Source organism: Actinomycetota bacterium (genome assembly GCA_019347675.1).
GTDB lineage: Bacteria > Actinomycetota > Nitriliruptoria > Nitriliruptorales > JAHWKO01 > JAHWKW01.
Window position 1 is genome coordinate 148,281 of sequence record JAHWKW010000002.1, and the last position, 24,173, is coordinate 172,453.

The 24,173-nt window shown below is 72.4% G+C and carries 26 protein-coding genes; 9 read left to right on the forward strand and 17 right to left on the reverse strand.

Features of this window, described 5'->3' with window-relative positions:
• Positions 1-205: 205 nt before the first annotated feature.
• Positions 206-1,267 carry a 3-deoxy-7-phosphoheptulonate synthase gene (aroF, locus tag KY462_01900; GenBank protein ID MBW3576494.1) on the forward strand — a complete coding sequence of 354 codons (1,062 nt, stop codon included), beginning with the start codon at positions 206-208 and terminating at the stop codon, positions 1,265-1,267.
• On the forward strand, positions 1,264-2,259 hold the full coding sequence (locus KY462_01905; protein MBW3576495.1) for an FAD-dependent oxidoreductase: 996 nt from the start codon (positions 1,264-1,266) through the stop codon (positions 2,257-2,259). Before aroF ends, KY462_01905 begins: the two co-directional genes overlap by 4 nt.
• Positions 2,260-2,311: 52 nt before the next feature.
• On the opposite strand, the gene KY462_01910 is transcribed toward KY462_01905, so the two are convergent.
• From KY462_01910 to KY462_01925, 4 genes are all read right to left on the reverse strand, one after another.
• Complete coding sequence (locus KY462_01910) at positions 2,312-2,860, reverse strand: YqgE/AlgH family protein (protein MBW3576496.1); 549 nt, start codon at positions 2,858-2,860, stop codon at positions 2,312-2,314.
• Between the two features lie 11 nt (positions 2,861-2,871).
• Complete coding sequence (msrA, locus tag KY462_01915; protein ID MBW3576497.1) at positions 2,872-3,357, reverse strand: peptide-methionine (S)-S-oxide reductase MsrA; 486 nt, start codon at positions 3,355-3,357, stop codon at positions 2,872-2,874.
• Between the two features lie 46 nt (positions 3,358-3,403).
• The gene (locus tag KY462_01920) at positions 3,404-3,745 is read right to left on the reverse strand and encodes an HPF/RaiA family ribosome-associated protein (GenBank protein MBW3576498.1); all 342 of its coding nucleotides are present in this window, start codon (positions 3,743-3,745) and stop codon (positions 3,404-3,406) included.
• 110 nt (positions 3,746-3,855) lie between these two features.
• The gene (locus KY462_01925; protein ID MBW3576499.1) at positions 3,856-4,887 is read right to left on the reverse strand and encodes an aminotransferase class I/II-fold pyridoxal phosphate-dependent enzyme; all 1,032 of its coding nucleotides are present in this window, start codon (positions 4,885-4,887) and stop codon (positions 3,856-3,858) included.
• A gap of 96 nt (positions 4,888-4,983) precedes the next feature.
• Between KY462_01925 and KY462_01930 the strand changes: the two genes are divergently transcribed.
• From KY462_01930 to KY462_01940, 3 genes are read left to right on the forward strand one after another with little or no spacing between them, the layout of a single operon-like run.
• Positions 4,984-5,691 carry a PIG-L family deacetylase gene (locus tag KY462_01930; protein ID MBW3576500.1) on the forward strand — a complete coding sequence of 236 codons (708 nt, stop codon included), beginning with the start codon at positions 4,984-4,986 and terminating at the stop codon, positions 5,689-5,691.
• A 13-nt stretch (positions 5,692-5,704) separates the two neighbouring features.
• Positions 5,705-6,199, forward strand: a complete 495-nt coding sequence (locus KY462_01935; GenBank protein MBW3576501.1) for a DUF72 domain-containing protein — start codon at positions 5,705-5,707, stop codon at positions 6,197-6,199.
• Positions 6,118-6,456 carry a DUF72 domain-containing protein gene (locus KY462_01940; protein ID MBW3576502.1) on the forward strand — a complete coding sequence of 113 codons (339 nt, stop codon included), beginning with the start codon at positions 6,118-6,120 and terminating at the stop codon, positions 6,454-6,456. The genes KY462_01935 and KY462_01940 overlap by 82 nt, the downstream gene beginning before the upstream one ends.
• A gap of 96 nt (positions 6,457-6,552) precedes the next feature.
• Here KY462_01940 and KY462_01945 read toward each other — a convergent pair whose 3' ends face one another.
• The 3 genes from KY462_01945 to KY462_01955 form a co-directional block, all read right to left on the reverse strand.
• Positions 6,553-7,359, reverse strand: a complete 807-nt coding sequence (locus KY462_01945; GenBank protein MBW3576503.1) for an inositol monophosphatase — start codon at positions 7,357-7,359, stop codon at positions 6,553-6,555.
• Positions 7,359-8,375: a 6-phosphofructokinase gene (locus tag KY462_01950; protein ID MBW3576504.1), complete on the reverse strand. Its 1,017-nt coding sequence runs from the start codon at positions 8,373-8,375 to the stop codon at positions 7,359-7,361. Before KY462_01950 ends, KY462_01945 begins: the two co-directional genes overlap by 1 nt.
• A gap of 65 nt (positions 8,376-8,440) precedes the next feature.
• A complete protein-coding gene (locus tag KY462_01955) occupies positions 8,441-9,232 on the reverse strand; it encodes a 1-acyl-sn-glycerol-3-phosphate acyltransferase (protein MBW3576505.1) in 792 nt (263 codons plus the stop codon).
• Between the two features lie 169 nt (positions 9,233-9,401).
• Here KY462_01955 and KY462_01960 point away from each other — a divergent pair, with 169 nt between their 5' ends.
• Positions 9,402-9,617 (forward strand): hypothetical protein, encoded by a 216-nt coding sequence (locus KY462_01960; protein ID MBW3576506.1) that lies wholly within the window; start codon positions 9,402-9,404, stop codon positions 9,615-9,617.
• 32 nt (positions 9,618-9,649) lie between these two features.
• Here the strand turns inward: KY462_01960 and KY462_01965 are convergent, their stop codons facing one another.
• The 7 genes from KY462_01965 to KY462_01995 form a co-directional block, all read right to left on the reverse strand.
• A complete protein-coding gene (locus KY462_01965) occupies positions 9,650-11,743 on the reverse strand; it encodes a prolyl oligopeptidase family serine peptidase (GenBank protein MBW3576507.1) in 2,094 nt (697 codons plus the stop codon).
• Positions 11,740-12,456 (reverse strand): hypothetical protein, encoded by a 717-nt coding sequence (locus KY462_01970; protein MBW3576508.1) that lies wholly within the window; start codon positions 12,454-12,456, stop codon positions 11,740-11,742. The genes KY462_01965 and KY462_01970 overlap by 4 nt, the downstream gene beginning before the upstream one ends.
• A 13-nt stretch (positions 12,457-12,469) precedes the next feature.
• A complete protein-coding gene (locus KY462_01975; protein ID MBW3576509.1) occupies positions 12,470-13,435 on the reverse strand; it encodes an ROK family protein in 966 nt (321 codons plus the stop codon).
• Positions 13,436-13,527: 92 nt separating this feature from the next.
• Positions 13,528-13,836: a hypothetical protein gene (locus KY462_01980; GenBank protein ID MBW3576510.1), complete on the reverse strand. Its 309-nt coding sequence runs from the start codon at positions 13,834-13,836 to the stop codon at positions 13,528-13,530.
• The gene (locus tag KY462_01985; protein MBW3576511.1) at positions 13,833-15,032 is read right to left on the reverse strand and encodes an ArsA family ATPase; all 1,200 of its coding nucleotides are present in this window, start codon (positions 15,030-15,032) and stop codon (positions 13,833-13,835) included. Before KY462_01985 ends, KY462_01980 begins: the two co-directional genes overlap by 4 nt.
• A gap of 106 nt (positions 15,033-15,138) precedes the next feature.
• A complete protein-coding gene (locus KY462_01990; GenBank protein ID MBW3576512.1) occupies positions 15,139-15,663 on the reverse strand; it encodes a hypothetical protein in 525 nt (174 codons plus the stop codon).
• Between the two features lie 242 nt (positions 15,664-15,905).
• The gene (locus tag KY462_01995; protein ID MBW3576513.1) at positions 15,906-16,418 is read right to left on the reverse strand and encodes a hypothetical protein; all 513 of its coding nucleotides are present in this window, start codon (positions 16,416-16,418) and stop codon (positions 15,906-15,908) included.
• Between the two features lie 147 nt (positions 16,419-16,565).
• On the opposite strand from KY462_01995, the gene KY462_02000 reads away from it, so the two are divergent.
• Positions 16,566-17,933: a caspase family protein gene (locus KY462_02000; protein MBW3576514.1), complete on the forward strand. Its 1,368-nt coding sequence runs from the start codon at positions 16,566-16,568 to the stop codon at positions 17,931-17,933.
• Here the strand turns inward: KY462_02000 and KY462_02005 are convergent.
• Positions 17,858-18,670: an alpha/beta fold hydrolase gene (locus KY462_02005; GenBank protein ID MBW3576515.1), complete on the reverse strand. Its 813-nt coding sequence runs from the start codon at positions 18,668-18,670 to the stop codon at positions 17,858-17,860. The two genes, KY462_02000 and KY462_02005, sit on opposite strands and share 76 nt — an antisense overlap.
• 178 nt (positions 18,671-18,848) lie before the next feature.
• On the opposite strand from KY462_02005, the gene KY462_02010 reads away from it, so the two are divergent.
• Together KY462_02010 and KY462_02015 are read left to right on the forward strand one after the other, a co-directional pair.
• A complete protein-coding gene (locus KY462_02010; protein MBW3576516.1) occupies positions 18,849-19,736 on the forward strand; it encodes a DUF368 domain-containing protein in 888 nt (295 codons plus the stop codon).
• Positions 19,737-19,818: 82 nt separating this feature from the next.
• Positions 19,819-21,762 carry an endonuclease/exonuclease/phosphatase family protein gene (locus tag KY462_02015; GenBank protein MBW3576517.1) on the forward strand — a complete coding sequence of 648 codons (1,944 nt, stop codon included), beginning with the start codon at positions 19,819-19,821 and terminating at the stop codon, positions 21,760-21,762.
• Positions 21,763-21,766: 4 nt separating this feature from the next.
• Here the strand turns inward: KY462_02015 and KY462_02020 are convergent, their stop codons facing one another.
• Both KY462_02020 and KY462_02025 read right to left on the reverse strand, forming a co-directional pair.
• On the reverse strand, positions 21,767-22,888 hold the full coding sequence (locus KY462_02020; protein MBW3576518.1) for a glycosyltransferase family 4 protein: 1,122 nt from the start codon (positions 22,886-22,888) through the stop codon (positions 21,767-21,769).
• An 11-nt stretch (positions 22,889-22,899) separates the two neighbouring features.
• Positions 22,900-24,003 (reverse strand): DUF3071 domain-containing protein, encoded by a 1,104-nt coding sequence (locus tag KY462_02025; protein MBW3576519.1) that lies wholly within the window; start codon positions 24,001-24,003, stop codon positions 22,900-22,902.
• Positions 24,004-24,173 lie beyond the last annotated feature (170 nt).

Sequence of the window (24,173 nt, forward strand, 5' to 3'; positions counted from 1 at the left end):
GCGCACACGGCGAGATCTCGACTACCCTCCGGGCATGCGATCCCGCAATCGGTACGGCTTCTGGTTCACTGGCTTCCGGCCTCGGGGCCAGCTCGACAGACGCTGAACGCGAGCAACGAGCGAGCCCCGGGTTTCAGCCCCGGGGCTCTGTGGTTCCGGTCCGAGGGGCCACCAGGTGACGAGCACAAGATCAAGGGAGGACACCATGGTGGTCGTGATGCGCGCCACCGCGACCGACGAGGACGTGGCCAACGTGGTCGCCGCGGTCAGCGAGGTCGGTGGCGACGCGTTCGTCAGCCGCGGCAAGCACCAGACCATCGTGGGGCTGGTGGGAGACATCAGCCAGTTCGTCGAGCTGCCCCTGCACGCGTTCCCGGGCGTGGAGGACGTCATCCGCGTCTCGAAACCGTACAAGCTGGTCAGCATCGAGACCCACCCCCGACCGTCGACGGTGATGGTCGGCGACGTCCCCATCGGCCGGGACACGTTCACGCTGATCGCCGGGCCCTGCGCGGTCGAGACCGAGGAGCAGACGCGGACAGCGGCCCGCATGGCGCACGACGCCGGGGCGGCGATCCTCCGCGGCGGGGCGTACAAGCCACGCACCTCGCCCTACTCCTTCCAGGGCCTGGGGGAGAAGGGCCTCGACATCCTCAAGGACGTGTCACGCGAGCTCGGCATGCCCTACGTCACCGAGGTGGTCACGCCCCGCGATGTGGAGGTCGTCGCCGACAAGGCCGACATGCTCCAGATCGGCACCCGCAACATGCAGAACTTCCAGCTGCTGAAGGAAGCCGGGTTGTCCAACAAGCCGGTGCTCTTGAAGCGTGGGATGACCGCCACGATCGAAGAGTGGATCATGGCGGCCGAGTACATCGCCCACACCGGCAACCTGCAGATCGTCCTGTGCGAACGGGGCATCCGGACGTTCGAGACCGCCACGCGCAACACGCTCGACGTGTCGTCCGTCCCGGTCGCCCAGTCGCTGACGCACCTGCCGGTGATCGTCGACCCGTCCCACTCCGGGGGGAAACGCGACCTCGTGTTGCCCCTGGCGCGGGCGGCGATCGCCGTCGGGGCGGACGGGGTCATCGTCGACGTGCACCCGCGCCCCGAGGTCGCACTGTGTGACGGACCGCAGGCTCTGATCCGCGACGACCTGGTGCAGCTGCGTCAGGACGTGGTCCGCTTCGCCGACCTGGTCGGTCGCCAGGTGGCCCGGCCCGCCACCGAGCAGCCCGCCGGGGCGTGGGGGCGGGGCGGGTGACGTCGTGCGTCGTCGTCGGCGGAGGTCTGGCAGGACTTCTCGCCGCACGGCGACTGCGCGACGCTGGGGTGTCCGTCACCGTCTACGACGCGGGCTCGCAACCCGGTGGGCGCCTGGCGACGCGCCGGGAGATGGGTGGGGTGTGGGACGTGGGGGCGCAGCACTTCACCGCCCGCGAGGAACCGTTCGTCACGCTCGTGGACGAGATGCGGGCCACCGGGATGGTGCGGACCTGGTTCCGGGGCCTGCCTCCACCGGACCCGCCCTACCTCGGCGCTGACGACCCGCGCCGCCACGAACCGCACCACCGCGGGCACCCCGGGATGTCCGCGATCGCCGACCACCTCGCACGCAGCCTCGACGTCCGCACGTGCGCGCCGGTCGCTCGACTGGTCCGTGACGGTGACCGGTGGCGGACCGAGACCGCCGACGCCACGACCACCTCCAGCGACGCTGTGCTGCTGACGGCCCCCGTGCCCGAATCGCTGGCGCTGCTCGACGCCGGCGGCGTCCGGCTCCCCGCAGCGGCCGCCGACGACCTGCGGGCGCTGCGGTACGAGCCCACGCTGTGTGTCCTCGGGGTGCTCGACGGTCGCAGCGAGCTGCCCGACGCCGGGGCGTGGTACGGCGACGGCGACCCGGTGTCGTGGCTGGGTGACAACCACCGTAAGGAGATATCCCCCATCCCGACGGTGACCATCCACGCCGGTGCGCAGTTCAGCCGCGAACATCTCGACGCCGACGCCGCATCCTGGACTGGTGCCCTGGCCGCGGCGGCCGAACCGCTGCTGGGCCGACCGGTCCGGGTCCACGCCACGCACCGTTGGCGGTACGCGACACCTGTGGAGCCCTACCCGGAACGCACGCTCGTCGTCGAGGATGCGCCGCCGCTGGTCTTCGCCGGCGACGCGTTCCACGGGCCGCGGGTGGAGGGTGCTGCGCTGTCCGGGCTCGCGGCCGCCGATGTGCTGCTCGGGCGCCTCGGCACCTGACGCAGCCCTTCGAGGGCCGTGCGGATCGCGCCACTGCCACGGCCACGCCGTCTCAGTTCCGGGACGGATCATCCGTGACGGTGCGGAAGACCCCGCCCTGGCGCGTGAGCACCCGCCGCCAGAGGGCGGCAGGCTCGTCGGCGAACGGGTCACTGGGGTCGGCCTCCACCACGAACCAGGAGCCGGCGGCGATCTCGTCCTCCAGCTGTCCGGGTCCCCAGCCCGCGTACCCGGTGAAGACCCGCAGGTCCTGCAGATCAGGGTGCACCGCGTCGGGATCGCCGCTGAGGTCGACGACACCGACCTCGTCCAGGACGGGTTCCCACCCGGCCGGGGACGCGCCGCTGCGCCGCCGGGCGAGGGCGATCGCCGCTCCGTGGTTCACCGGACCGCCGAGGAACACCACCGGTGGCGCGTCGGCCAGCGCCGCCCACGGCGGGAGCGCCGTCATGACCGCCACGTCGCTGGGTCGGTTCACGACGACGCCCACGGCACCGTCCTCGTCGTCGTGCTGCAGCACGAAGATCACAGTGAGGTGGAAGTTCGGGTCGATCAGCGTCGGCGTCGCCACCAGCAGCCGGCCGCGCAGCGACTCGGCCATCGCCCCTCCGTTCAGTCGGCCAGCTCGACCGTGCACGAGGCCAGGCCGCGTCTCTCGAGGTAGCGCTGGTGGTAGCCCTCGGCCCGCCAGAACACCGCGGCAGGCTCGATCGCGGTGACGATCGGTCGGCGGTAGCGCCCCGACCGGTCACGGGCTTCCCGCGACGCCTTGGCGGTTGCGGCCTGCTCCTCGGAGTGGGTGAAGATCACGGACCGGTACTGTGAACCCACGTCGGGACCCTGCCGGTCGAGCTGCGTCGGGTCGTGGTTGTCCCAGAACACGTCCAGCAGGTCGTCGTAGGAGACACGTTCGGGGTCGTACTCGACGTGGACGGCCTCAGCGTGCCCGGTGCGGTCGGTGCAGACCTGTTCGTAGGCGGGGTCCTGGACGTGGCCGCCCATGTACCCGACGGCGGTGGCGGTGACGCCCTCGACCTGCCGGAACGCCGCCTCGACGCCCCAGAAACACCCCGCCCCGAACGTCGCCGTCTCGGTCATCGGCTGCCCTCAACGCGCTCGTCGCACCGGAAGGAGAGGATACGGATCACTGGCGGTGCCGCTCCACGGTCATCTTGTCGACCTCCGTGTCGATCCTCCGCCATAGCTCGTTGCGAACCTCCATGAGCGCGTCCTTGATGGCCGGCTTGCGCGACGTCACCACGATCCGCTGCATCTTGGGCAGACGGGCTTCGAGCGTGACCTGCTGGTCGTTGCCGTCACGATCCTTGACCGACAGCTCGAGGTCGACGGCGTCACCGTTGAACCGCTTCAACCGCCGGTCGAGCTTGCGCAGCCTTCCGACGATCTCGTCGCGTTCGGAGTCCGGGAACCCGTTGCCCAGACGCAGCTGGTCCACGGATGCGCGGTCGTCGCGGCTCGTCGCCATGCGGTCCCTCCGATCTGATCCTGCGGCACGTCAGCGACAGCGATCGCTTCCAAACTATGCCACCGGCGTGACCGATGTGAGGTGCGACGACGATGCGCCGTCTCGACTCCTCAACGCGCCAGGGTGGTGGCGATGGCCCGTGCAGCACGCAGGCACCCGTCGCGGTCGACGTCGAGGTGCGTGACCAGGCGGAGCGTCCACGGACCCAGCGCCCCGCACAGGACGCCGGCGTCGGCGAGCTCGTCGGCCACGCGCTCAGCGTCAGCCGGGACGGTGTCGACGTACACCATGTTGGTATGGACCTGGCCGAGGTCGACCGCGTCCGGCGCCGACTCGACCAGCGTCTCGGCCAGGATCCGCGCGTTGGCGTGGTCCTCCGCCAGGCGGTCGCGGTGGTGGCGCAGAGCGTGCAGGCCGGCGGCGGCGATCACGCCAGCCTGGCGCATCGCGCCGCCGTACCGCCGCCGCCACCGGTGTGCCTCCGCGATCGCGTCGCCGTCCCCGACGAGCACCGAACCGACCGGCGCGCCGAGCCCCTTGGAGAGCGAGAACATCAGCCCGTCTGCGACCCGCCCGTACGCGTCCGGGTCGACGTCCGCAGCCACCGCAGCGTTGAAGATCCGCGCCCCATCGAGGTACAGGCGCACGCCTGCGGTGCGCGTCACGTCCGCGATCGCCTGCAACCGGGCGAGCGGGTAGACCGTGCCGCCCCTGCGGTTGTGTGTCTGCTCGACCGCGACCAGCGAGGTGGGTGTCAGGTGGTAGGCGTCGGGACGGACCGCGGCCGTGACCTGCTCCTGCGTCATCAGCCCGTCTGGGGTGTCGACCGTGCGGAACTGCACCCCCGCGAGCACCGCGCCGGCGCCGTCCTCGTAGTCGACGATGTGCGCATCGGCCTCGACCACGACCTCGGTGGCGGGGCGGGCAAGGACCCGCAGCCACAGCTGGTTGGCCATCACCCCGGACGGGACCAGCAGTGCCGCTTCGCGGCCGAACAGGGCCGCTGCCTCCTCCTGGAGAGCGTTGACGGTCGGGTCCTCGCCGTACACGTCGTCGCCGACGTCGGCGTCGGCCATGGCGCGGCGCATCGCGGGCGTCGGGCGCGTGACGGTGTCCGAGCGCAGGTCCACCACGTCGGGCACGGCTGCTCCTGGGTGGTGTCGCTACCGTAGGTCGGCCACGGCGCTGCCGCCTGCGTCCCGCGCCGGTCGGGCGATGCGGCACAAGGAGAGGGGCGCATGACGACGCCAACGCGGCGGGCGCTGGTCGTGGGCGCACACCCCGACGACATCGAGTTCGGCGCGGCGGGGACGGTGGCACGGTGGGTGGACGAGGGCTGGGACGTGCGCTACGTGATCGCGACGCGGGGCCAGCGTGGGGTGTCGCACGTCGACCGTGACCCCGAGGAGGTCGGGGCGGTCCGTGATGCGGAGGCCCGCCAGGCAGCCGCGATCTGCGGCGTGACCGACGTGACGTTCCTGGACCACTTCGACAGCGAGGTCGTGTACGGGCGGGACCTGCTGCGCGACCTGGCGCGGGAGTTCCGCCGGCACCGGCCACATCGGCTGGTCGTGGCGGACCCGCAGCTGCTGCCCACCGACCGGTTCGTCAACCATCCGGACCACCGCGCCGTCGCCACCGCGATGCTCGACGTGGTGGTGACCGGTGGGACGACCGCTGCGATCTTCCCTGAGCTGGCACGCGACGAGGGTCTGCAACCCTGGCGTGGCCTGGAGGACATCTGGGTGATGGGCCCGGCAGGCGGCGACCGGGTCGTGGACATCACCGCCACCGTCGACAGGAAGATCGCGGCGATCAAGGCGCACGCCACCCAGGTGGGCGGCTGGCAGACACTCGACGACGACCTACGGGCGCGGCTGGCGGAGCGGGGGCGACGTCACGGGTTGGACTACGCCGAGTCGTTCCGGGTCATCGATCGCGGCTGAGCGCGGGCGGCCTGTGGCCGGAGACATCCGCGTCGGGACCAGCGGCTGGCAGTACGACGACTGGGACGGCCGGTTCTACCCCCACGATGTCGCCCGGACGCGCTGGTTCGACCACTACGCCAGGATCTTCCCCACCGTCGAGGTCAACTACAGCTTCTACCGCCTGCCGCGGACCTCGACCACGCAGCGCTGGCACGACCGCGCACCGAACCGATTCCGGTACGCCTGCAAGGGCAGCCGGTACGTCACGCACAACCTCAAGCTCGGGGAGGGCTCGGCGGAGGCGGTCGGGAACGTGATGGAGCGCATGGCGCCGCTGAAGACGTTCCTCGCCGTGATGCTGTGGCAGCTGCCGCCCAACCTGGGCAAGGACGTGCCGCGTCTGGACCGGTCGTCTCGGTCCTCCCCGCGGGCGTGGGTCACGCCGTGGAGTTCCGTCACACCTCCTGGATCGACGACGACGTCTTCGACACCCTCGACCGGCACGGGGTCGCGCACGTGTGGTTGAGCTCCCGTCAGATGCCACCCGACCGCACCCGCACCGGGGATCTGGTGTACGTGCGCTTCCACGGTCTCGGTGAGGAGCAGTACCGCTACGACTACTCCCCCTCGGAGCTGGAGCCGTGGGCGGACGCGGTGGTGGAGGCGGTCGCGGACGGGACCGACGCGTACGTGTACTTCAACAACGACTACCAGGCCAAAGCCCCGCGCAACGCCCGCACGTTCGTGGACCTGCTGGGAGACGCCGCACTGCGCTGGCCGTAGCCGGGGCGCTCCAGCGACCGGTCGGGCGACCGGTCGAGGCCGCCGCAGCCAGGAGAGCGACCTGGTTCCCGACAGCACCGCGCCCCGCGGCGCCGGTCAGGTCGACGCCCGCTGCACCCCGATCTCATCCAGCAGCCACGTGGACAGTGCGTCGTGGATCGGGCGGTGCCCGGCGAAGATGCACGTTCCCTCCTCGGAGCCCACAGTCAGCTGGTGCAGCGACACCACCCCGCCGGCCTCCTGCACCAGCAGCTGACCGGCGGCGCGGTCCCACGGCTGAAGTCCGAACTCGTAGAACGCGTCGAACCGGCCGGCCGCGAGCCAAGCCAGGTCGAGGGCGGCCGCACCGACCCGTCGCACGTCGCGGACGCGCGGGAGCAGGTCTGCGACCCACCGCCCCTGGCGTTCCCGCACCGCCGGTCCGTAGCCGAACCCGGTCGCGACCAGGGCCATGGACAGCTCTGCGGCGCTGCTGCGGACCTGCAGCGGTCGGCCGTTGCAGAGCGCACCCCCTCCGCGGCGGGCCGCGAACGTCTCGCGGCGGTGCGGGTCGCGGACGACTCCCACCACCATGCCGTGTTCGTCCTCGCACGCGATCGACACGCACCACGCCGGGATGCCGTAGAGGAAGTTGACCGTGCCGTCCAGCGGGTCGATCACCCAGCGCAGGCCACTGGTCCCGGCGCGGTTCGAGGCGTTCTCCTCGCCGAGGACGCCGTCGTCGGGGCGGGCCTCGAGCAGGCCACCGGTGATGGTCTCCTCGGACGCGTGGTCGGCCTCGGAGACGGGATCGGTGGCGCTGCTCTTGGTGTCGAACTCCAACGTGCGGGACGCGTAGCTCAGCAGCAGGTCGCCGGCGTCCTCAGCGACGCGCGAAGCGAGCTCGACGAGCTCGTCTTCCATCACCCGAAGAAGGTCTCGGCGATCTCGTACAGGTCCCGCGGAACGCGTTTGAGCTCCTTGGTGGCGTCCTCGAGTGCGACCGCTTCCACGTGCTGGCCGATCAGGCCGGTCATCGTCCCCCACTCGCCGCCGCCGGCGAGCTCGACCGCCTCGACGCCGAAGCGTGTGGCCAACACCCGGTCGAGTGGGTGCGGGCTCCCTCCGCGCTGCACGTGGCCGAGGATCGTCACGCGCGCCGGGAACGACGTCCGCGCCTCGATCTCACGAGCGACGACGTGGCTGATCCCGCCCAGGACGGGGCGGCCGAACTGGTCCTCGTCGTACTCGGGCATCGCCATGGTCCCCTCGGCCGGCCGTGCCCCTTCCGCCACGACGACGATCGAGAAGTCACGGCCGGACCCGGCCCGATGCTTGATGTGGCGGCACACCGCCGCGATGTCGAAGTCGAACTCCGGGATGAGGATCGCGTCGGCACCCCCGGCCATGCCGGCGTAGGTCGCGATCCAGCCGGCGTGGCGGCCCATCACCTCGAGCACCATGACGCGGTTGTGTGACTCGGCCGTCGAGTGCAGCCGGTCGACCGCAGCGGTGGCGACACCGACCGCCGTGGTGAACCCCACCGTGAGGTTCGTCCCGCCCACGTCGTTGTCGATGGTCTTGGGGATCCCGACGAGCGGGATGCCTTCGTCGATGGCCAGTCGGGTCGCGGCGGACAGGGTCCCCTCTCCCCCGACCACGATCAGGCCGTCGAGACCGTGGATGTCCAACGCCTCACGGATGCGAGCCACCCCGCCGGGTTCGCGGAGCGGATCCACCCGCGACGTGCCCAGGATCGTCCCGCCGCGGTGGAGGATCCCGCGCGTGGACGAGATCGTGAGCGGCTCGACCTGCATCTTGAGCACCCCGGCCCAGCCGTTGCGGAAGCCGAAGCAGTTGATGTTGCGCTGCTCGGCTCTGCGGACCACGGCGCGGATCACGGCGTTGAGGCCGGGGCAGTCACCACCGCCGGTCAGGATCCCGATCCGGTTGGTCACGCGCGGCCTCCTGTTGTCTCGCGGTCTCGACGTCCATCGTAGGTGGGTCAGCGGCGAGCACCCGGCCGGTCGCCCGCGCCGGTGCCGGTCAGCTGGCCCCGCCGGTCGGTCCCGCCGCGTTGCGTGTCGAGGGGGCCCGGCGGTGGTCGACGCTGCGAGACGGTCACCGCACCGGCCTTGACGGAGCCGGCGTACTCGTCGACGTACTCCTGTCCGGACAGGAGCATGATCTCGTACATCAGCTCGTCGGCGGCTGACCGCAGCACGAAGGGGTCGTCGTCGTCCGGGCCGCGGTAGCGGGACAGATCCAGCGGGCGCCCGTAGCGGACCGTCACGGGGCGGCGGCGCGGCAAGGACCGCCCCGGCGGCTGCACCTCGCGTGTCCCCACCACGCCGCACGGCACGATCGGGACCTCACCCGCCAGCGCCAGGCGGACCGGCCCGGTCTTGCCGCGGTACAGGCGGCCGTCGGGGCTCCGGGTGCCCTCCGGGTACACCCCGAGCAGGTCACCGCGCCGGAGGACCTCCAGTCCGGCCTGCAGCGACTGCTTGGCCTTGTCGCCACCCTGCCGGTAGGTCGGGATCACGCCCACCCCCTCGAAGAACCACCGGGTCCGCCACGACTCCCAGTAGTCGGCCTTCCCCAGGTAGTACACCGGCCGGTCGAGGGGGAGCGGCAGGAGCAGGGAGTCGACGAACGACAGGTGGTTGGAGGCCAGGATGGCGCCGCCGGAGACCGGGACGTGCTCGGCCCCGTCGATGTACAGGTGGAGGTGGCGGGTGAGGACCGGCCCCAGCGTGGCGTGCAGGATCCGGTACAGCAGCGGAGCGTCCTTCATCCCCGGCATGGCGTCCCACTGATCGGTCCCCGCTACCCTGCGAGCGTAACGGCGGCTGGACGCGGCAACGGCCGCCGGCCCGCCGCGAGGACGCCTTCGACGGTGCCCGAGAGACCGTGGCGTTTCCGCCGACGGCCGCCATCTACCGCTGGGAGGGACACCGTCAACCGTGCATGATGAACAGCGGCCGCTGCTGTCCGAGCGCCTCCGGCGGTTGGCCACTCCCCTGGGGGTGCTGCTGGCGGCGTTGCTGGTCGTCACGCTGGCGTTCGAGGGTCCGCGGTGGCTGGCGGCGTTCGTCGCCGTCGCTGTCGTGGTCGTGGTGCTGTGGTTGCGGTCGCGGTCCACCCACGACGACGGTCCGTACGGTCCCGGGGCGTCGTGACCTTCCGCGGCGGGACGCCCGACCGGCCTCGTTCATCCCACACCCAGGGCGTCGCCGACGAACGCCACCTGCAGGCGCAGGAGGTTCTCGGCGACCGCCTCCTGCGGGGTCATGTGGCTGACCTCCGACAGCGGCAGGACGCTGTGGGGGCGGCCGGCTTCCAGCAGGGCGCGCGACAGCCGCAGCGAGTGCGCCGCGACCACGTTGTCGTCGCCGAGCCCGTGGATCAGCATCAGCGGGCGGTCCAGCCGACGAGCGTCGTCGAGCAGGGACGAACGCCGGTAGGCGTCGGGGTGGTCGTCGGGGTGGCCGAGGTACCGCTCGGTGTAGTGGGTGTCGTACAGCCGCCAGTCGGTGACGGGCGCGCCAGCGACCGCGGCGTGGAAGACGTCGGGGCGGCGCAGGACCGCCAACGCGGCCAGGTAGCCCCCGAAGGACCACCCGCGGATCGCGACCCGTCCGAGGTCCAGCCGCGGCTCGTGATCAGCGGCGGCCTGCAGCGCAGCGACCTGGTCGTCGAGGACCGGCCCGGCGAGGTCGAGGTGGACGGCGCGCTCCCAGGCCGATCCGCGGGCAGGTGTGCCCCGCCCGTCGACGATCAGGACAGCGAAGCCGTGGTCGGCGAACCACTGGGGGATGAGGAACCCGTGGTGGGCCTGCAGGACACGTTGTGCGTGGGGGCCACCGTAGGGATCGACGAGCACGGGTAGGCAGCCGCCGTGATCGTCGCTGGGGCGCAGCAGCGCAGCCCGCAGACGGCGCAGACCGAGCTCGAGCAGCTCGACGCGGGGCGCGATCAACGGCGTCGCCGCGTGCGATGTGATCCTGGTGTCACCGCGGCCGTGTCGTCGGACGGTGACCGACACGTCGTGCGAACCCAGCGTGGTGGTGCTCACCACGACAACCCCGCCGCCCGCCGTCGCGGCGTGCACGCCCGGCTTCGACGTGAGCGGCTGCGGGGCGCTGCCGTCGACGGGGACGGCAACCACGTGGACCTGGGTGGGATCGTCGCCCGATGCGGTGACGAGCACCCGGTTGTCGTCGACGTGGACGACGCGACGGACGTGTAGACCCGGGGGGGACACCGCAACGCCGTCGACCAGCACCCGTCGGACGCCGTCGCGGTCCGCTGTGGTCACGAGCCGCCCGGCCGGGAGCCAGGTCGGCACGCCACCGACCAGATCCACCCAGTGAGGGTCGGCGTCCTCGGCCACGACCCGGGTGGTGGCGCGGTCCGGGTCGGCCACCAGCGTCCGGGTGTGTCGCTGGTCGCGGCTCTGCACCAGGATGGTCAGCGCCCCGCCGTCGGACTCCCAGCGCACAGCCGCCATGTACGGGAACGTCTCGCGGTCCCAGTCGATGCGGCGGCGCTCCCCGTCGAGCTCGACGATCCACAGCGAGACGTCGGCGTTGGCTGTGCCCGCCGCCGGGTAGGCGACCGCGGTGGGTTCCGACCCCGGCTCGATCGGGTTGGCGATCCACCAACGTGCCACCGATCCTTCGTCGACCCGCGCCGCGGCGAGCCGCTCACCGTCGGGTGACCACCAGAACCCGCGGGAACGGCCCATCTCCTCGGCCGCGACGAACTCGGCCACCCCGAAACGCACGCCGTCCTCGCGGGCGACGCAGCGAGCGGTGTCTGCAGCGAGGTCCACCACCCACAGCGCGCCCTGACGCACGTACGCGACCCGCCGGGCGGTGGGGTCGGGGCGCGGGTCGTACACCCCGTCGGCCCCCTCGACGCGACGGACCGCGCCGGTGGCGACGTCGGCGACGTGCAGTCGCCCCCCCAACGCGAACGCAACCACGTTGAGATCGCGGTCACCGGCGAACGACACGATCCCGGAGGCTGCCTCCCGCAGACGTTCTCGGCGGGCCCGCTCCTCGGAGGGCAGCGTGTCGGCATCGACGTCGGCGAGCGCGGCCGGGTCCGCCAACAGCCGTTCTTCACCGCTGTCGACATCGACGGACCACAGCAGGTGGACGGGGTCCTCGGCCCCGCCCGAGCGACGGAACAGCACCCGCGAACCGTCGGCCGCGACGGTCAGATCACGCGGCCGCCCGAGGGTGAACCGCTGGGTCCGCGCCGACTGCCGCGGGAACCGGTCGCGCCCGCCGTCGGTCACGCCGCGGACTCTTCGCCGGTGCGGCCGGTCGGCGGCGCGGCCACCGCGCCGCGTTGATCGAGCACACCGACCAGCTCGGCGATCACCGGCCGGTGGTGGCTGGCGACCCTGGCGACGCCGTCCCGTGGCACCCACGCGCGGCGCACCACCAGGGTCGGGTCCACGAACAGGTAGTCGTTCCGCGCGATCGGGTCCGGGTTGGGGAAGGTCTCACCGGTGCCCTCGCCAACGGCAGCGAAGGCGTCCGTCAGGCGGGCAGCCAGCAGCTGCGCCGCCAGCCCGGTCGGACCCTCGTTGAGGTCGGCGCCGAGGACCACCGGGGCACTGACAGCCGCCACGACCGCGGCGATGTCCTCGGCGTGTCCTTGCCGCCGCTGCGGCCACATGCCCAGCTGGGTCGAGAACGCCGCCAAGCGCAGGGTCCCCACGCCCACGATCGCCTGCGCGACGCTGCGTCGAGGGTGGCCGGATGCGCGCGACAGCTGGTGGCGGGTGACGCTGATCACCCGGACGCGGTCGCCGACCAGGACCGCGACACCTAGCCGCCGCCCGCCGGCGCGCGCAGCGACATCCATCCCCGCCCGGCGAACGAGGCGACGCAGCGCGAAGGGTCCCGGGACCTCGACCGCACAGACGACGTCAGCCTGGCAGCGGACGAGGACGTCGACCACCGCCCCGGCGTCGAGCACGCCCGACAGGTTGTACGCGGCCACGCGGATCACCGGATCAGGGTTGCTGCACGCCGTGCGGGTCGGCCGCTGCCGCCGTCTCGTCGCCGTGCGCCAGCAGCGCCGCTCCGATGGCCCCGGCGTCGTCACCGAGGGTGGCGGCCACGACCTGCGGCAGTGGCCGGTGGCCGACGCCCAGGACCCGCTCGCTCATGATCTCGACCGCGCGTGGGATCACGAACGGGGCCAACGTGGTGGCCGCCCCGCCACCGATCACCACCAGCTCCGGGTCGAAGACGTTGACGAGCCCGGTCAGGCCGACGCCGAGCCAGTACCCCGCCTCGTCAACGACCCGCCGGGCCAGAGCGTCGCCGGCGTGAGCGGCGAGCGTCACCGCCTTGCCGTCGACCCGATCGACGTCACGCAGCCTGCTGGGAGTGTCCTCTGCGGCGAGGAGCTCCTCCCCGCGGAGGCCGACTGCGGTGCCCGACGCGTACGCTTCCAGGCAGCCGAGGTTGCCGCACGGGCAGCGGCGTCCCCCGTCGTGGACGATGACGTGTCCGAGCTCCCCGGCCATCCCCGACGAACCCAGCACCAAGCGCCCGTCGACGACCATGGCACCCCCGACCCCTGTGCCCAAGGTCAGCATGACGACGTCGCGGGCGCCCCGGGCCGTACCGGCACGCAGCTCGCCGTACAGCGCGACGGTCGCGTCGTTGTACGCGGCGACGGGCACGTCCAGCTCGTCCGCGAGCCGGTCCCGGAGCGCGACGTCCCGGACGTCGAGGTTCGGCCCGTAGCGGACGACACCGTCGCGGCTGACCACGCCAGCGACGCCCACACCGACCCGCAGGCCCTCGCCGAGCTCTCGGGCAACCGCAGCGATGGCGGCCACGAGCCCTTCGGCGTCGCTGCGTGGGCTGGTCTGACGTCGACGGGCGAGGACGCCACCGTCTTCGTCCACCGCCAGGCCCAACAGCTTGGTCCCGCCGACGTCGACGCCGACCGCGACCGGATCCGACATTTCTCCTCCTCGCGGCCGTGCAGGGCGGGATCCCTGCGCTGTGCAGCACTCATGGTGCCGTGTCCGGAGGGCGGTTGGCAGCGGCTCGACGGCTACTCGCCGTCGACCTCGATCCGCTCGAGCCGGTCGTCGCGCCTGGCGAACCCCTCCGCTTGGGCGTCGATCACCGCCTTGGCGGCCAGTGTCAGGTGACGTGCGGCCTCGGTGAGGTGGTCGACGACGTCGGGGCGAACGCCCTCGACCAGCCGCAGGAAGCTGCAGATGGGACAGACCTGGCACGCGTCGCCGTGGCGGTGGGGTGGCGGTTCCGTCCCTGCGCGGCGCTGACCCGGATCGCCACCGGGCGGGTCGCCGCGCCGGTCACCGCTGGCCCACCAGGGCCACTGGTCCCCGTCGGTCACCGCACGCCCCGCTGGGCGGCGGGAACGGGCCGCTCCCGGAAGAGCACCTCGAGGACGCCGTCGTGCAGGCCGGCACGGGCCACGTCTTGGTGGCGCACCGCCGCGGGCAACGGCACGGTGCGCTTGATCGCTCCCACCTTCACGTGCAGATCGTTGCCGCGGCGGTGCAGCTGCACATCGTCTTTCGTCGTGAACGGCAGGGCGATCCTCAGCTGCAGACCGTCGTCATCGCGACACAGCTCGATCGGGCGGGTGTCGTGCAGCACCGCGGCCTCGTCGGCGTCGCCGTAGACCACGTCCGCGAGCTCGACCAGCGCAGCGGTCCCGGCCGGCTCGTCAGCCAGGAGGGGCGCGGTGAGGATCGGGATCGGCGTGAAGGAGGCCCGGACGGTGTCCAGGTGGGTTGCGTGCTGCTGCTTCCACCGGGCGAGGTAGGGATCGGTGAGCGCGTCCGGCAACAACCGGTTCACGATGACGCTGTCGATCGCGTACCCGAACAGCGACAGGGTGGTGGCCGTGCGCATCGCCTCGTTGATCACCATCCGTTCGGGGTTGACCACCAGCCGCACGCTGGTGGTGGCGTTGTCCCGCAGGATCGCGTGGACGGCGGCGAGGTCACCGTTGATGCGCTCCACCGCCCCGAAAACGGGATCGGCCGGGACGGGGACGTTGCTGACCCGGGTCACGACCGGCCGGACCGCGCGGGCCAGGTGTCGCCCGGTTCCCACGATGCGTTCGACGTACCACCGCAGCGCGTCGGGCAACGCGAGCAGACGCAGCGTCTCCGCGGTCGGGGCACAGTCGACGACGATGAGGTCGTAGGTGCGGCTGGCGATCTGAGCGCGCAGATCGATCAGGCTGAAGACCTCGTCGAGGCCGGGGACCAGAGCCAGTTCCTCGGCTTGGGCCTCACCGAGCCCTCCCCATGCCAGCAGCTGCACGAGGTAGTCGCGGACGTCGTGCCAGTGCTGCTCGAGCCTCCGCTGCGCGTCGATCTGCTGGGCGGCGAGGTTGGGCGCGACCGCGGTCGGGCGATCGCCGACGGGGACGTCCAACACGTCCGCGAGTGAATGGGCCGGATCGGTGGAGGTGACCAGGACACGGCGACCCTGGGCGGCGGCCCGGACTGCGGTCGCAGCGGCCACCGTGGTCTTCCCCACGCCGCCCTTCCCCGTGAACAGCAGGACGCGGATCACCCGGTTCCTTCGCGAGGCTGGACGGGGCGAGGCTAGCAACCCGTCGGAGGGTGGCGGCGCGCGCTGGTTGCGACGGTGGCGGCGCTGCTGGTCGCCAACCGCCGGGTCATCCCCCGGAGCCCAGCCGGAGCGCCGCCGGGATGAAGCTGACCATCAACCCGCCGCTGACCGCGATCACCAGCCAGAAGAACACCCGCGGGGTGAGCAGCTCGTCGCTGCGGCCGCCGGCCAGCATGTAGGCGTCGTGGACGCTGGTGACCAGGAGCGCCAACGCCCCGCCCAGAAGCGGGACCGCCGGCAGGACCGTCTGGCCCGCAGCGGCCGCCGAGCGCACGAGCAGGAGCCCGCCGAGCAGCCACAGCAGGTAGGTGACCGCACGGACGGTCGCGGTTCCGCGCCGGCCCAGCAGCCCGTGGCCGGCGCCGGGGAGGACCGCGCTGGCGGCCGCCGCTGCCCACGGCTCGATCGGTCGCAGCTCGCGGGCGTCGCCCGGCTCACCCAGCGTGCGCCCGAAAGGACTGCCGCAGACGTTGCAAGCGGTCAGGCCGACCGGGTTCCAGGCCTCGCACACCGCGCAACGCCACTCGAGCTCGTCGTCGATCTTGCGGAACCGGCCGCCCCCGGCCCGCAACGGGGTCTCCCCCACTGGTGCGCTGCGAGGCTGTTCGGCGGCGTCTTCCCGCGTCACCGCGGTGGTTGCCGAGGGCGGCGACGGTGGTGGAGCGGGCCCACGCTCGGGCGTCGTGCCGGCAGTGGACGTCTGGTCACGCGCCGGGCGCTCGTCGCCGACGGCACCACGGGCGCGGAACTCCGTGTAGCACTGCGTGCACCAGGCAGCCGTATCGGTGTTCAGCGCGCCGCAGTCGGGGCACCTCACGGGACCAGACCGAGGGCCTCGCGGACCTGCGACTGCACCGCATCCTTCAACCCGAACAGGCCGCTGCGGACAGCCAGCCGGTACCGCGCTGTGGCCGACGATGGGCGCCCACGCGACACGCCACCTCGCGCGAGGTGGTGCACGACCGTCCCGCCGTACCCGTCCTCCAACCACCATTCCGCCGTCCCCGTGATGTCGCCGGTGACGTCGAGCAGCACCCCGCTGGCGGGACGGAAGCGGTAGGGCCGCACGTGGAGCCGCAAGCCCGACCGGCGCCGACCCACGCGGATGTGCACGTCGAACCGGCTGTCGCCAGGATCTCTCGGGAACCCCACCAGCGGATCCACCCGGTCGGCCATCTCGCTGTCCCAGCGGTCGCCGGCCGGGGCGGCGCGGACGACCGAGAGGCCCGGCCACCACCGGTCGTACGCGTCGAACTCGATCAGCTGCGCGTACACCAGCGCCGGCGGCGCCCGCACGAAGGCGTCGTCGTCGAGGTACAGATCCACGGTGACGCCAAGCCTACGTCACCCAGCAGCGCCAGCGATGGTCGGTGAGGGCCGCCACGGTGGTTGCGGCCCTTGGGCCAGCTGACCTCCCTGCAGGGGGAGGCGGCTCGCTGGCTAGTCTCGGTAGGGCCGGGGAGCGGGGAGACCGTGGGCCGTGACAGGTTCGACCGTCGTCGTTTCGTGAGTCGGCTGCATCGGGCGACCGGCGACCCCAGAGTGGTCGCTTCGATGGTCGCGGTGATGCTCGCCGCCCAGGCCGTGGCCGTGGCGGTGATGTTGTCGCCGGGTGCACGGACCACCGCCGTCGAGATCGACGACACGACCACCAACGTCGCCCAGCCGACCTCGACGCGGTCATCGCCACCGACGGCACCGGGCCAGGCGGCGGCTGCACCACCGGCGGAGGAGCCAGCGGCCGTGGAGCCACCGGTCGAACCAGCTCCGGTCGCTGAGGCCGCTGCTGAGCCTGCCGTCGAGACAGGCCTGGTCGCGATCGACCCGGGGGCGACCGCCAGCGGCTCCTCCGCCCCGCCGCGGTCGTCGAGGCCGGCACAGCCACCGCCGGCCTCCGATGCGGGCCGCTCGCGGTTCGCCGCACGCTTCGCACCCCACGAGCAAGCGGTGCAGGATCCGCGCGACCCGGCGACCACCCGCTGGGCGGTGCTGATCGGCATCAACGACTACGAGGGACGGACACGCGACAACGTTGGCTCGCGCCAGGACGCCGAGGACCTCCACGCCCACCTGCGCGCGCTCGGGTGGCGCGACGATCACATCGTGCTGCTGACCGACCGCGTTGCGACCAGGGAGAACATCGAGCAGGCCATCGCATGGCTGGCGCGGAAGACCGACGGGTCCTCCGTCGCGGTGTTCCACTTCAGCGGCCACACCAAGCAGTGGCGCGGGCGCGACGTCGACGGCGACGGCGAGGTCCCCGACGAGGCGCTGTGGCCAGCCGACAACCGCCACATCGTCGACAGCGAGCTCGTGGCCCGGTTGGCGCACGTGTCCGCTGGCCGGCTGTGGATCGACATCGGCGCCTGCGAGGCGGCCGGGTACGCCGACCCGGGGATGCGCCGCGCGGGGCGGGTCCTGACGTTCTCGTCGGCGGAGCCGGAGAAGTCCTACGAGGATCCCTCGGTGGGCAACTCCGTGTGGGGCTACTTCCTGATCGAGGGCGGGATGAGGGGCCGCGGCGGTGACGCCAACGGCGACGGCGACGTCACCGTGCAGGAGGCGTTCGCGTACGCGGCACCACGGTCAGCCAACCGCACCGTCCGCGGATCGCACGGTTCCCAGCACCCGCAGATGCTCGACGACGCGGGGACGTTCTCGCTGCGTATCCCGGCGCCGCCGCCTCCACCCCAGGAGCCGCCACGCGCGGAGGACGACGACAACAACCGCGGCGCTTGCCTCTTGATCTGTACGGGACCGCGCGGTCAGGCGGTCTTCGCGCCCGCGGTGATGCGCTCGACGAAGGACACGATCGCGTCCGCCAGCAGCTCCGCGTCGTAGTCCAACGTGGCCACGTGGTAGGAACGCTCGAGCTCGATGCGGGTCACGTCGCCGGCGCCGAGCCGCTGCACGACGCCGTCGGCATTGCGCGGGTCGACGACGTGGTCCTGGAGTGAACCAGCCACCAGCACGGGGACGGTGACGTCGGCCAACCCGGCGCGGACGCGTCGCAGCGCCGACTGCACCGAGTAGCCGGCCTTGGCCGGGACGAGGCTGTACGCCCGCTCGTCGCCACCCTTGGCGATGTCGTTCCGTGTGAGTCCGACCAGCGGAGCCGGGACGACGGGGAAGACGTACTGCAGCACGCCACCGAGCTTCGCCAGCGGGTCCGGGCGATCGAGGATCTGAGCGTTGATGGTGGCCACCCCGGCCAGCCGTTCGCTCCGGCCACTGCGGCAACGACGCGCCGCGATGTCCAGCGCGATGGTCCCTCCGAGCGAGAAACCCACCAGCACGACTTTCCCGCATCGGTCGGCGAGGTCATCGAACGTCCGCTCGGCGCCCCGCCGAAGATTCGGGTACCTCAGGCGCGCAAGGTCACGCCAGTGGGTGCCGTGCCCGGGCAGTCGCGGCACCTCGACGGTGTACCCGGCCTCGGCGATCGCCTCGCCCAGCGGCCGGGTCGCCATCGGGTTCCCCGTGAAGCCGTGGATGACGGCCACACCGATCTCGCCGCGCTCGCCGCTGCCGGTCGACGACCACGACTGCGCTCCAGGCATCACGTCGTACCGAGCCACGCCAGACCTCCCTCCATTGGGCGCCGAGCATAGGACAAGCCCGGTCGACGACCACACTCCGGCCGCGGCGCTACCGTGCGCCGCCATGCCACGGTCCGGTGACGCCGCCCACACCGCGTCGCAAGCAGCCACCAGCGATTCGCAGACCACCACGGATGCGTCCGCGCGGAACCGGCCGATGGGAGCCGTCCTGCAGGTCGTCCGAGGTTTCGCGATGGGCAGCGCGGACCTCGTCCCGGGCGTGTCGGGCGGCACGATCGCGCTGGTCTTCGGCATCTACGACGACCTGGTGGCCGAGATCTACCAGGCGTCCTCCGCCGTCGGCCGGCTCCTCCGGCTGGACCTCGACGGCGCGTGGCGGGCGCTGCGTGACGTCCGCTGGGCCTTCCTCGTGCCGCTGGTGGCCGGTGTCGGGCTGGCCATCGCCACGCTGGCGGGGATCCTGCGTACCCTCCTGGCTGAGCGCCCCGTGCTGATGTCGGCGTTGTTCTTCGGCCTCATCGTCGGGTCGATCGTGGTGGCGAGCGACGAACTCGACCGCCGGGACCTGCCTCGCCTGGTGATCCTGACCGCAGTGGCAGCCGCCACGTTCGTGCTCCTGGGTCTCCGTGGCATGGCTATGCGCGATCCTGGGCTGGCCGTGATGTTCGCCGGCGGGGCGTCGGCGATCACCGCGATGATCCTGCCCGGGATCTCCGGTTCGTTCATCCTTCTGATGATCGGGCTGTACCAGCATCTCCTCGACGTCGTGCACCAGCGCGGCGTCGTCGAACTGGCAGTGTTCACCGCAGGCGCCGCCACCGGCCTGGCGATGTTCTCTGCCGCGCTGCACTGGCTCCTGGAGCATCACCGCGCCACGGTCATGGCGAGCCTGATCGGGTTGATGGCCGGGTCGTTGCGGGTCCTGTGGATGTGGCCCACCGACCAGGGCGGCGTCGGCGACGTCCGTCTGGGGACCCCCGTCTGGGCCGACGTCCCGCTGGTCCTGGCTGCGGGGGTGGTCGGCTCCGTCGGAGTGGTCGTGATCGCTCGCCTGGGTCTCCGCCGCGGCGACCCGTCGCGGTGACCTGACCGCCGCGCGGCCTGTGCGCCGCCGCGGATGGCGTCGCGGTGATCGAACGTGCCGGCGCCGCCTACGCTGGTCCCGCGTGCAGCTGGGTCGCGACCGACCAGTCGACCACCCCGTCGGGGTGTGGCCGGCGGAGCTCGTCGCCACGGCGGCGGTCGCGGTCGGCATGGTGGTGACCCTGGTCGCGGTGCGGGTCTGGCTCCCGTCGGTGCTGTTCATCTACGGCCGGGCAGGGTCCACGCCAGCGGCCGACCTGGCCGTTTTCGGCCTCCTCCCGTTCGTGGTGGCGCTCCTGGTCGCTGCCACCACGATCCGTGTCGACGTCAGCCGCGCCGCTGCTCCGCTGGCGTTCGCGCTCGTGGCCGCCCGCCTGGCGCTGCAGAGCACGTCGGGAGGGACCCCCCAGCTGGTGGTCGCCACGGTGGCGGTGACGGTGGGGATGGTGTGGCTGGTGGTGGTCGCGACCGGCGCGGTCCCGCCACGAGCCGCCGCCCTGGGGCTCGTCGCGGGGCTCGCTCTCGATGCGGTCCTACACGCGGCGCTGCGCAGCCAGGACCTGCCTTGGCGGGACGGCGCCGCAGCGTGGTTCGCGACGCTGGCGGTCGCGGCCACCTTCGCCGCGGCCTCGTGGGCGACCCGCGGGCCGCAGGCCGGTGATCGCGGGCAGGCGCTGCCGTGGATCTCGCTCGGCCCAGCGGTGGGGTTGCTGGCGATCGTTGCGGCGGTCTCGCGGGTGGAGACGGTGACCGGTGTCTCGCCGGTTGTCGCCGTCGCCGTGGTCGGCACTGCCCACGTGATCGGGGTCGTGGCGGCCGTCGCGGCGTTGGGGGCACCGTCCCGGCGGGCGCCGGGCGCCGGCGGCGTGCTGGTCGCGGTCGGCCTCTCGGCGGCGGTCCTGGCGCCGATGCACGTCCAGACCCCGCCGGTCCGGGTGGCGGGGACCGTCGCCCTGGTCGTCGGGGTGCACCTGCTGTTGGCCGTGGTCGGCTGGCCGGACGGTTCGGGACCCTCCCGACGGGCACTGGGCGCAGCCGGTGGCCTGTTCGTCCTGTTCGTCGTCGTGTCTGGGTACTACGCCAGCTACGACGTGCGGTTCCCGTTCGACCGGCGCGCCCTCATGGTCGTCGCAGCGGTCGCTGCGATCGCACCCCCGGCTCTCGCACGGCCGGCATCAGCGACAGCACGTTGCCGCCACGCCGGCGTGGCGGTCGCGGTGGGTGTGGCCGGCATGACCGCCGCAGCCGTCGCAGCGGTCGCCGTCCGGACGCCGCCGGGGCACCCGGCACCTGGCCGGGGCTTCCCGGTGCGGGTGATGACCTACAACCTGCACATGGGGTTCGACATCGCCGGTCGGTACGACCCCGACGCGCTCGCGGCGGTGATCGGCGAGGAGCAACCGGACATCGTCGCGTTGCAGGAGGTCGACCGCGGTTGGTTCACCACCGGCAGCACCGATGTCCTGCGCGCGCTGACGGAGCGGCTGCAGTTGCCGTACGTCTTCGCCCCGGCAGCCGACGACGTCTGGGGAAACGCGGTCTTGAGCCGGTACCCGATGCTCGACCCGCAGGTCGTGCCCCTGCCCCGCGGGCGCGCCGCGATGGCCCGGAGCGCGCTCTCGGTCGTGGTCGACGTCGCCGGCCAACCGCTCGGGGTCGTGGCAACCCACCTCCACCACGTCGACGCCGACGTGGGGCTGCGTCGACGGCAGGTCGCCCGGGTGGCCGCGCTGGCCTCCGACCTGGCCCAGCAGGTTGGCCCGGTGGTGGTGCTCGGCGATCTCAACGCCGAGCCCGGTGCGGGGGAGCTCGAACCGCTGGCCACCCGCTTCGTCGACGCCTCCGTGGCTCTGGGCGCCCCAGCGACCTACCCGTCGTGGCGGCCGCGCGAGTCGATCGACCACGTCTTCGTCTCATCCGAGCTGTTCATCGGCCGGCTGTCCGTTCCGGCCAGTCCCGCATCCGACCATCTGCCGGTGGCGCTGACGGTGGGGCTGCGGCCTCTGGAAGCCGGCGGAGGAGGTTGAGCCGTCACCGTCGCGACGCGACGGCCACCAGCAGATCGTCGAAGCGCGCGGCGATCTGCTCCCACGACCACCGGGCCTCGACCCAGGTCCGGGCGGCGCGGCCCATCCGCGAACGACGCTCCCGATCATCGAGCAGGGTCGCGATCGCCCCTGCGACCGCGTCGGGGTCGCGACCGTCGACGGTGACGCCGGTCTGGCCGCCGCGGACGGTCTCGGCTGCCCCACCCGACCGCCCCGCGACCACCGGGACACCAGCGGCTTGAGCCTCGAGATAGACGCTGCCCAGCCCCTCGACGTCGAGACCGAACCATCGGGTGCGGCACGGCATCGTGAACAGGTCGATCGCACCGTACGCAGCCGGCAGTCGCGGTCCCTGGATCTCACCGGCCACCACGACCTGCGGCATGCCCTGCACCCGGCGGCGCAGCCTCGACGCGAGCGGGCCGTCACCGACCAGCACCAGCCACGCATCGACGTGGCGACGGCGCACCGCCGGCCAAGCGTCGACGAGGACGTCTTGACCCTTGCGTCGCACCAACCGCGACACGCACCCCACCAGCGGCGCAGCGGCCGGCACACCCCACGCGTGTCTCAGGGCAGAACCGTCCACGTCCGGGTGGAACGTGTCGGTGTCCACACCTGGTGGGATCCGTGCCACGGTGACATCAGGCAGGTGCGGCCGCAGCCGAGTCTCGGTGTAGTCGCTGATCGTGGTGATCGCGGCCAAGGCGCGGGTCGCGCGTCTCACCAGGATCCCGAGGCCGACCGTGGCCAGGCCCGCTTCGTGGCCGTGTGTGAGGCCCACCACCGGGACGGCCGGGTCGCGCGACAGGGCCGGGCCCAGCTCCCCGAGGGGCCAGGTCGCCCCGAGCACGACCACGGCGGGGCGGTGGTCGCGTGCAACGGCCCGGACCAGATCCAGGGTGGACGGCGTCGGCAGGAGCGAACGGCTCGCCGCGCGCACGACCCGGTACGGCGCCGAGTCATCGAACCGCTCCGCGTTGGGGTGGTTTGGGCCGACGACCACCGTCGCTTCGGGGCGGACCCGTCGGATCAGCTGATCAACGAAGCGTTGGATACCACCGACCTGTGGCGGAAGATCGTTGGTCAGCCACAGCACCCGCACGTCAGGTGGTGCTACTTCCCTCGCGCCTTCCGGCTGGACGCCTCGCCCTTCGCGCCGGCCTTCGACGCCGCTTTGGCCCTGGAACTGTTGGCCGAACCCTTCGCGCCGGCCTTCGACGCCCCTTTGGCCTTGGAACTGGGGGCCGAACCCTTCCCGCCGGCCTTCGACGCCCCTTTGGCCCTGGAACTGGTGGCCGAACCCTTCCCGCCGGCCTTCGACGCCCCTTTGGCCCTGGAACTGGGGGCCGAACCCTTCCCGCCGGCCTTCGACGCCGCTCTCCCGTTCGAGGGCTTCGCCGACGCTTTCCCTGACGTCCGCGACGACCGGCTCGCCTTCCCCCGGGTCCGGGGGGCCGTCCAGCCGAGTTCGCGGGCGAACGGACTCGATGCGGTGAGCGTCCCGGCGTCGCGGTCCAGCCACCAGCTGGCGGTCCGGGTCCGGCCGCGCTGGCGGTAGCGGACGGAGACGGTCCAACGACCGTCGGCTCGGCGGCTGGCCGCCCAGCTCGTATCGTCTGCATCGATGTTGCGCTCGGCGAGGTTGCGGACGACCGCCTGCTCGAGAGGATCCCCGGACTCCCCCAGACGCGACCGTGTCAGACGCCGGCTGTGGGCCTCGCGCAGAACCTGGTCGCGTTCCGCGACGATCGGGACCATCCACCGCTCCACCCAGGTGACATCGGTCCCGGCAGCCTTGGCCACCGATGCGGGCGACCGCCCAGCCCGCAGCAGGGACTGGATCTCGGCCGGCGTGAGTTTGCTCTCGTGGACGGGCTGGTCCGGCGACGACGCGACGTCGGCCTCACGTCCGGCGTTCACCGTCTCGTCGCTGTCAGGCCCGGTCGCTGCCGGCTCTGCGGGTTCGTCCGCTGACGTCTCTTCTCGTGGCCGGCGGTCGATCCGAGGCGTCGCGCCCGGCCGCGACGACCCAGCCGTCCGGGTCGGCTCCCCGTCGCCGGATCCGGCTCCCTGGCGCAACCGACGGATCTCCTCGACGGTGAGGAACAGGTCGGCGTCGACGACCAGCCGGTACCGGCCATGGTGAGCATCGGGACGCACGTCGAGGACGAGATGTTGGAGGTCCGCGGTGTAGCCGATGAGGTGAACCTCGATCACGCTTGCCTCCGGACCCGCCCCACGCTCGGGCTCTGTCTCGTCGGGCCGCCGCAGCGGCGGACCCGACACCTCCATCGGGCGTCGGCCGACGCCCGCATCCTGCCCGCCGCGACGGAGCCGAGCAACTGTTTCCCGCGCCTGGAACCGGTTGTGCGACGGCGACCAAGGGT

Coding starts and splice junctions, on each gene's coding strand:
- aroF (MBW3576494.1), top strand. CDS start 206: ATGGTGGTCGTGATGCGCGCCACCGCGACCGACGAGGACGTGGCCAAC.
- KY462_01910 (MBW3576496.1), bottom strand. CDS start 2,860: ATGGCCGAGTCGCTGCGCGGCCGGCTGCTGGTGGCGACGCCGACGCTG.
- msrA (MBW3576497.1), bottom strand. CDS start 3,357: ATGACCGAGACGGCGACGTTCGGGGCGGGGTGTTTCTGGGGCGTCGAG.
- KY462_01920 (MBW3576498.1), bottom strand. CDS start 3,745: ATGGCGACGAGCCGCGACGACCGCGCATCCGTGGACCAGCTGCGTCTG.
- KY462_01930 (MBW3576500.1), top strand. CDS start 4,984: ATGACGACGCCAACGCGGCGGGCGCTGGTCGTGGGCGCACACCCCGAC.
- KY462_01945 (MBW3576503.1), bottom strand. CDS start 7,359: ATGGAAGACGAGCTCGTCGAGCTCGCTTCGCGCGTCGCTGAGGACGCC.
- KY462_01955 (MBW3576505.1), bottom strand. CDS start 9,232: ATGAAGGACGCTCCGCTGCTGTACCGGATCCTGCACGCCACGCTGGGG.
- KY462_01975 (MBW3576509.1), bottom strand. CDS start 13,435: ATGTCGGATCCGGTCGCGGTCGGCGTCGACGTCGGCGGGACCAAGCTG.
- KY462_02010 (MBW3576516.1), top strand. CDS start 18,849: ATGGGAGCCGTCCTGCAGGTCGTCCGAGGTTTCGCGATGGGCAGCGCG.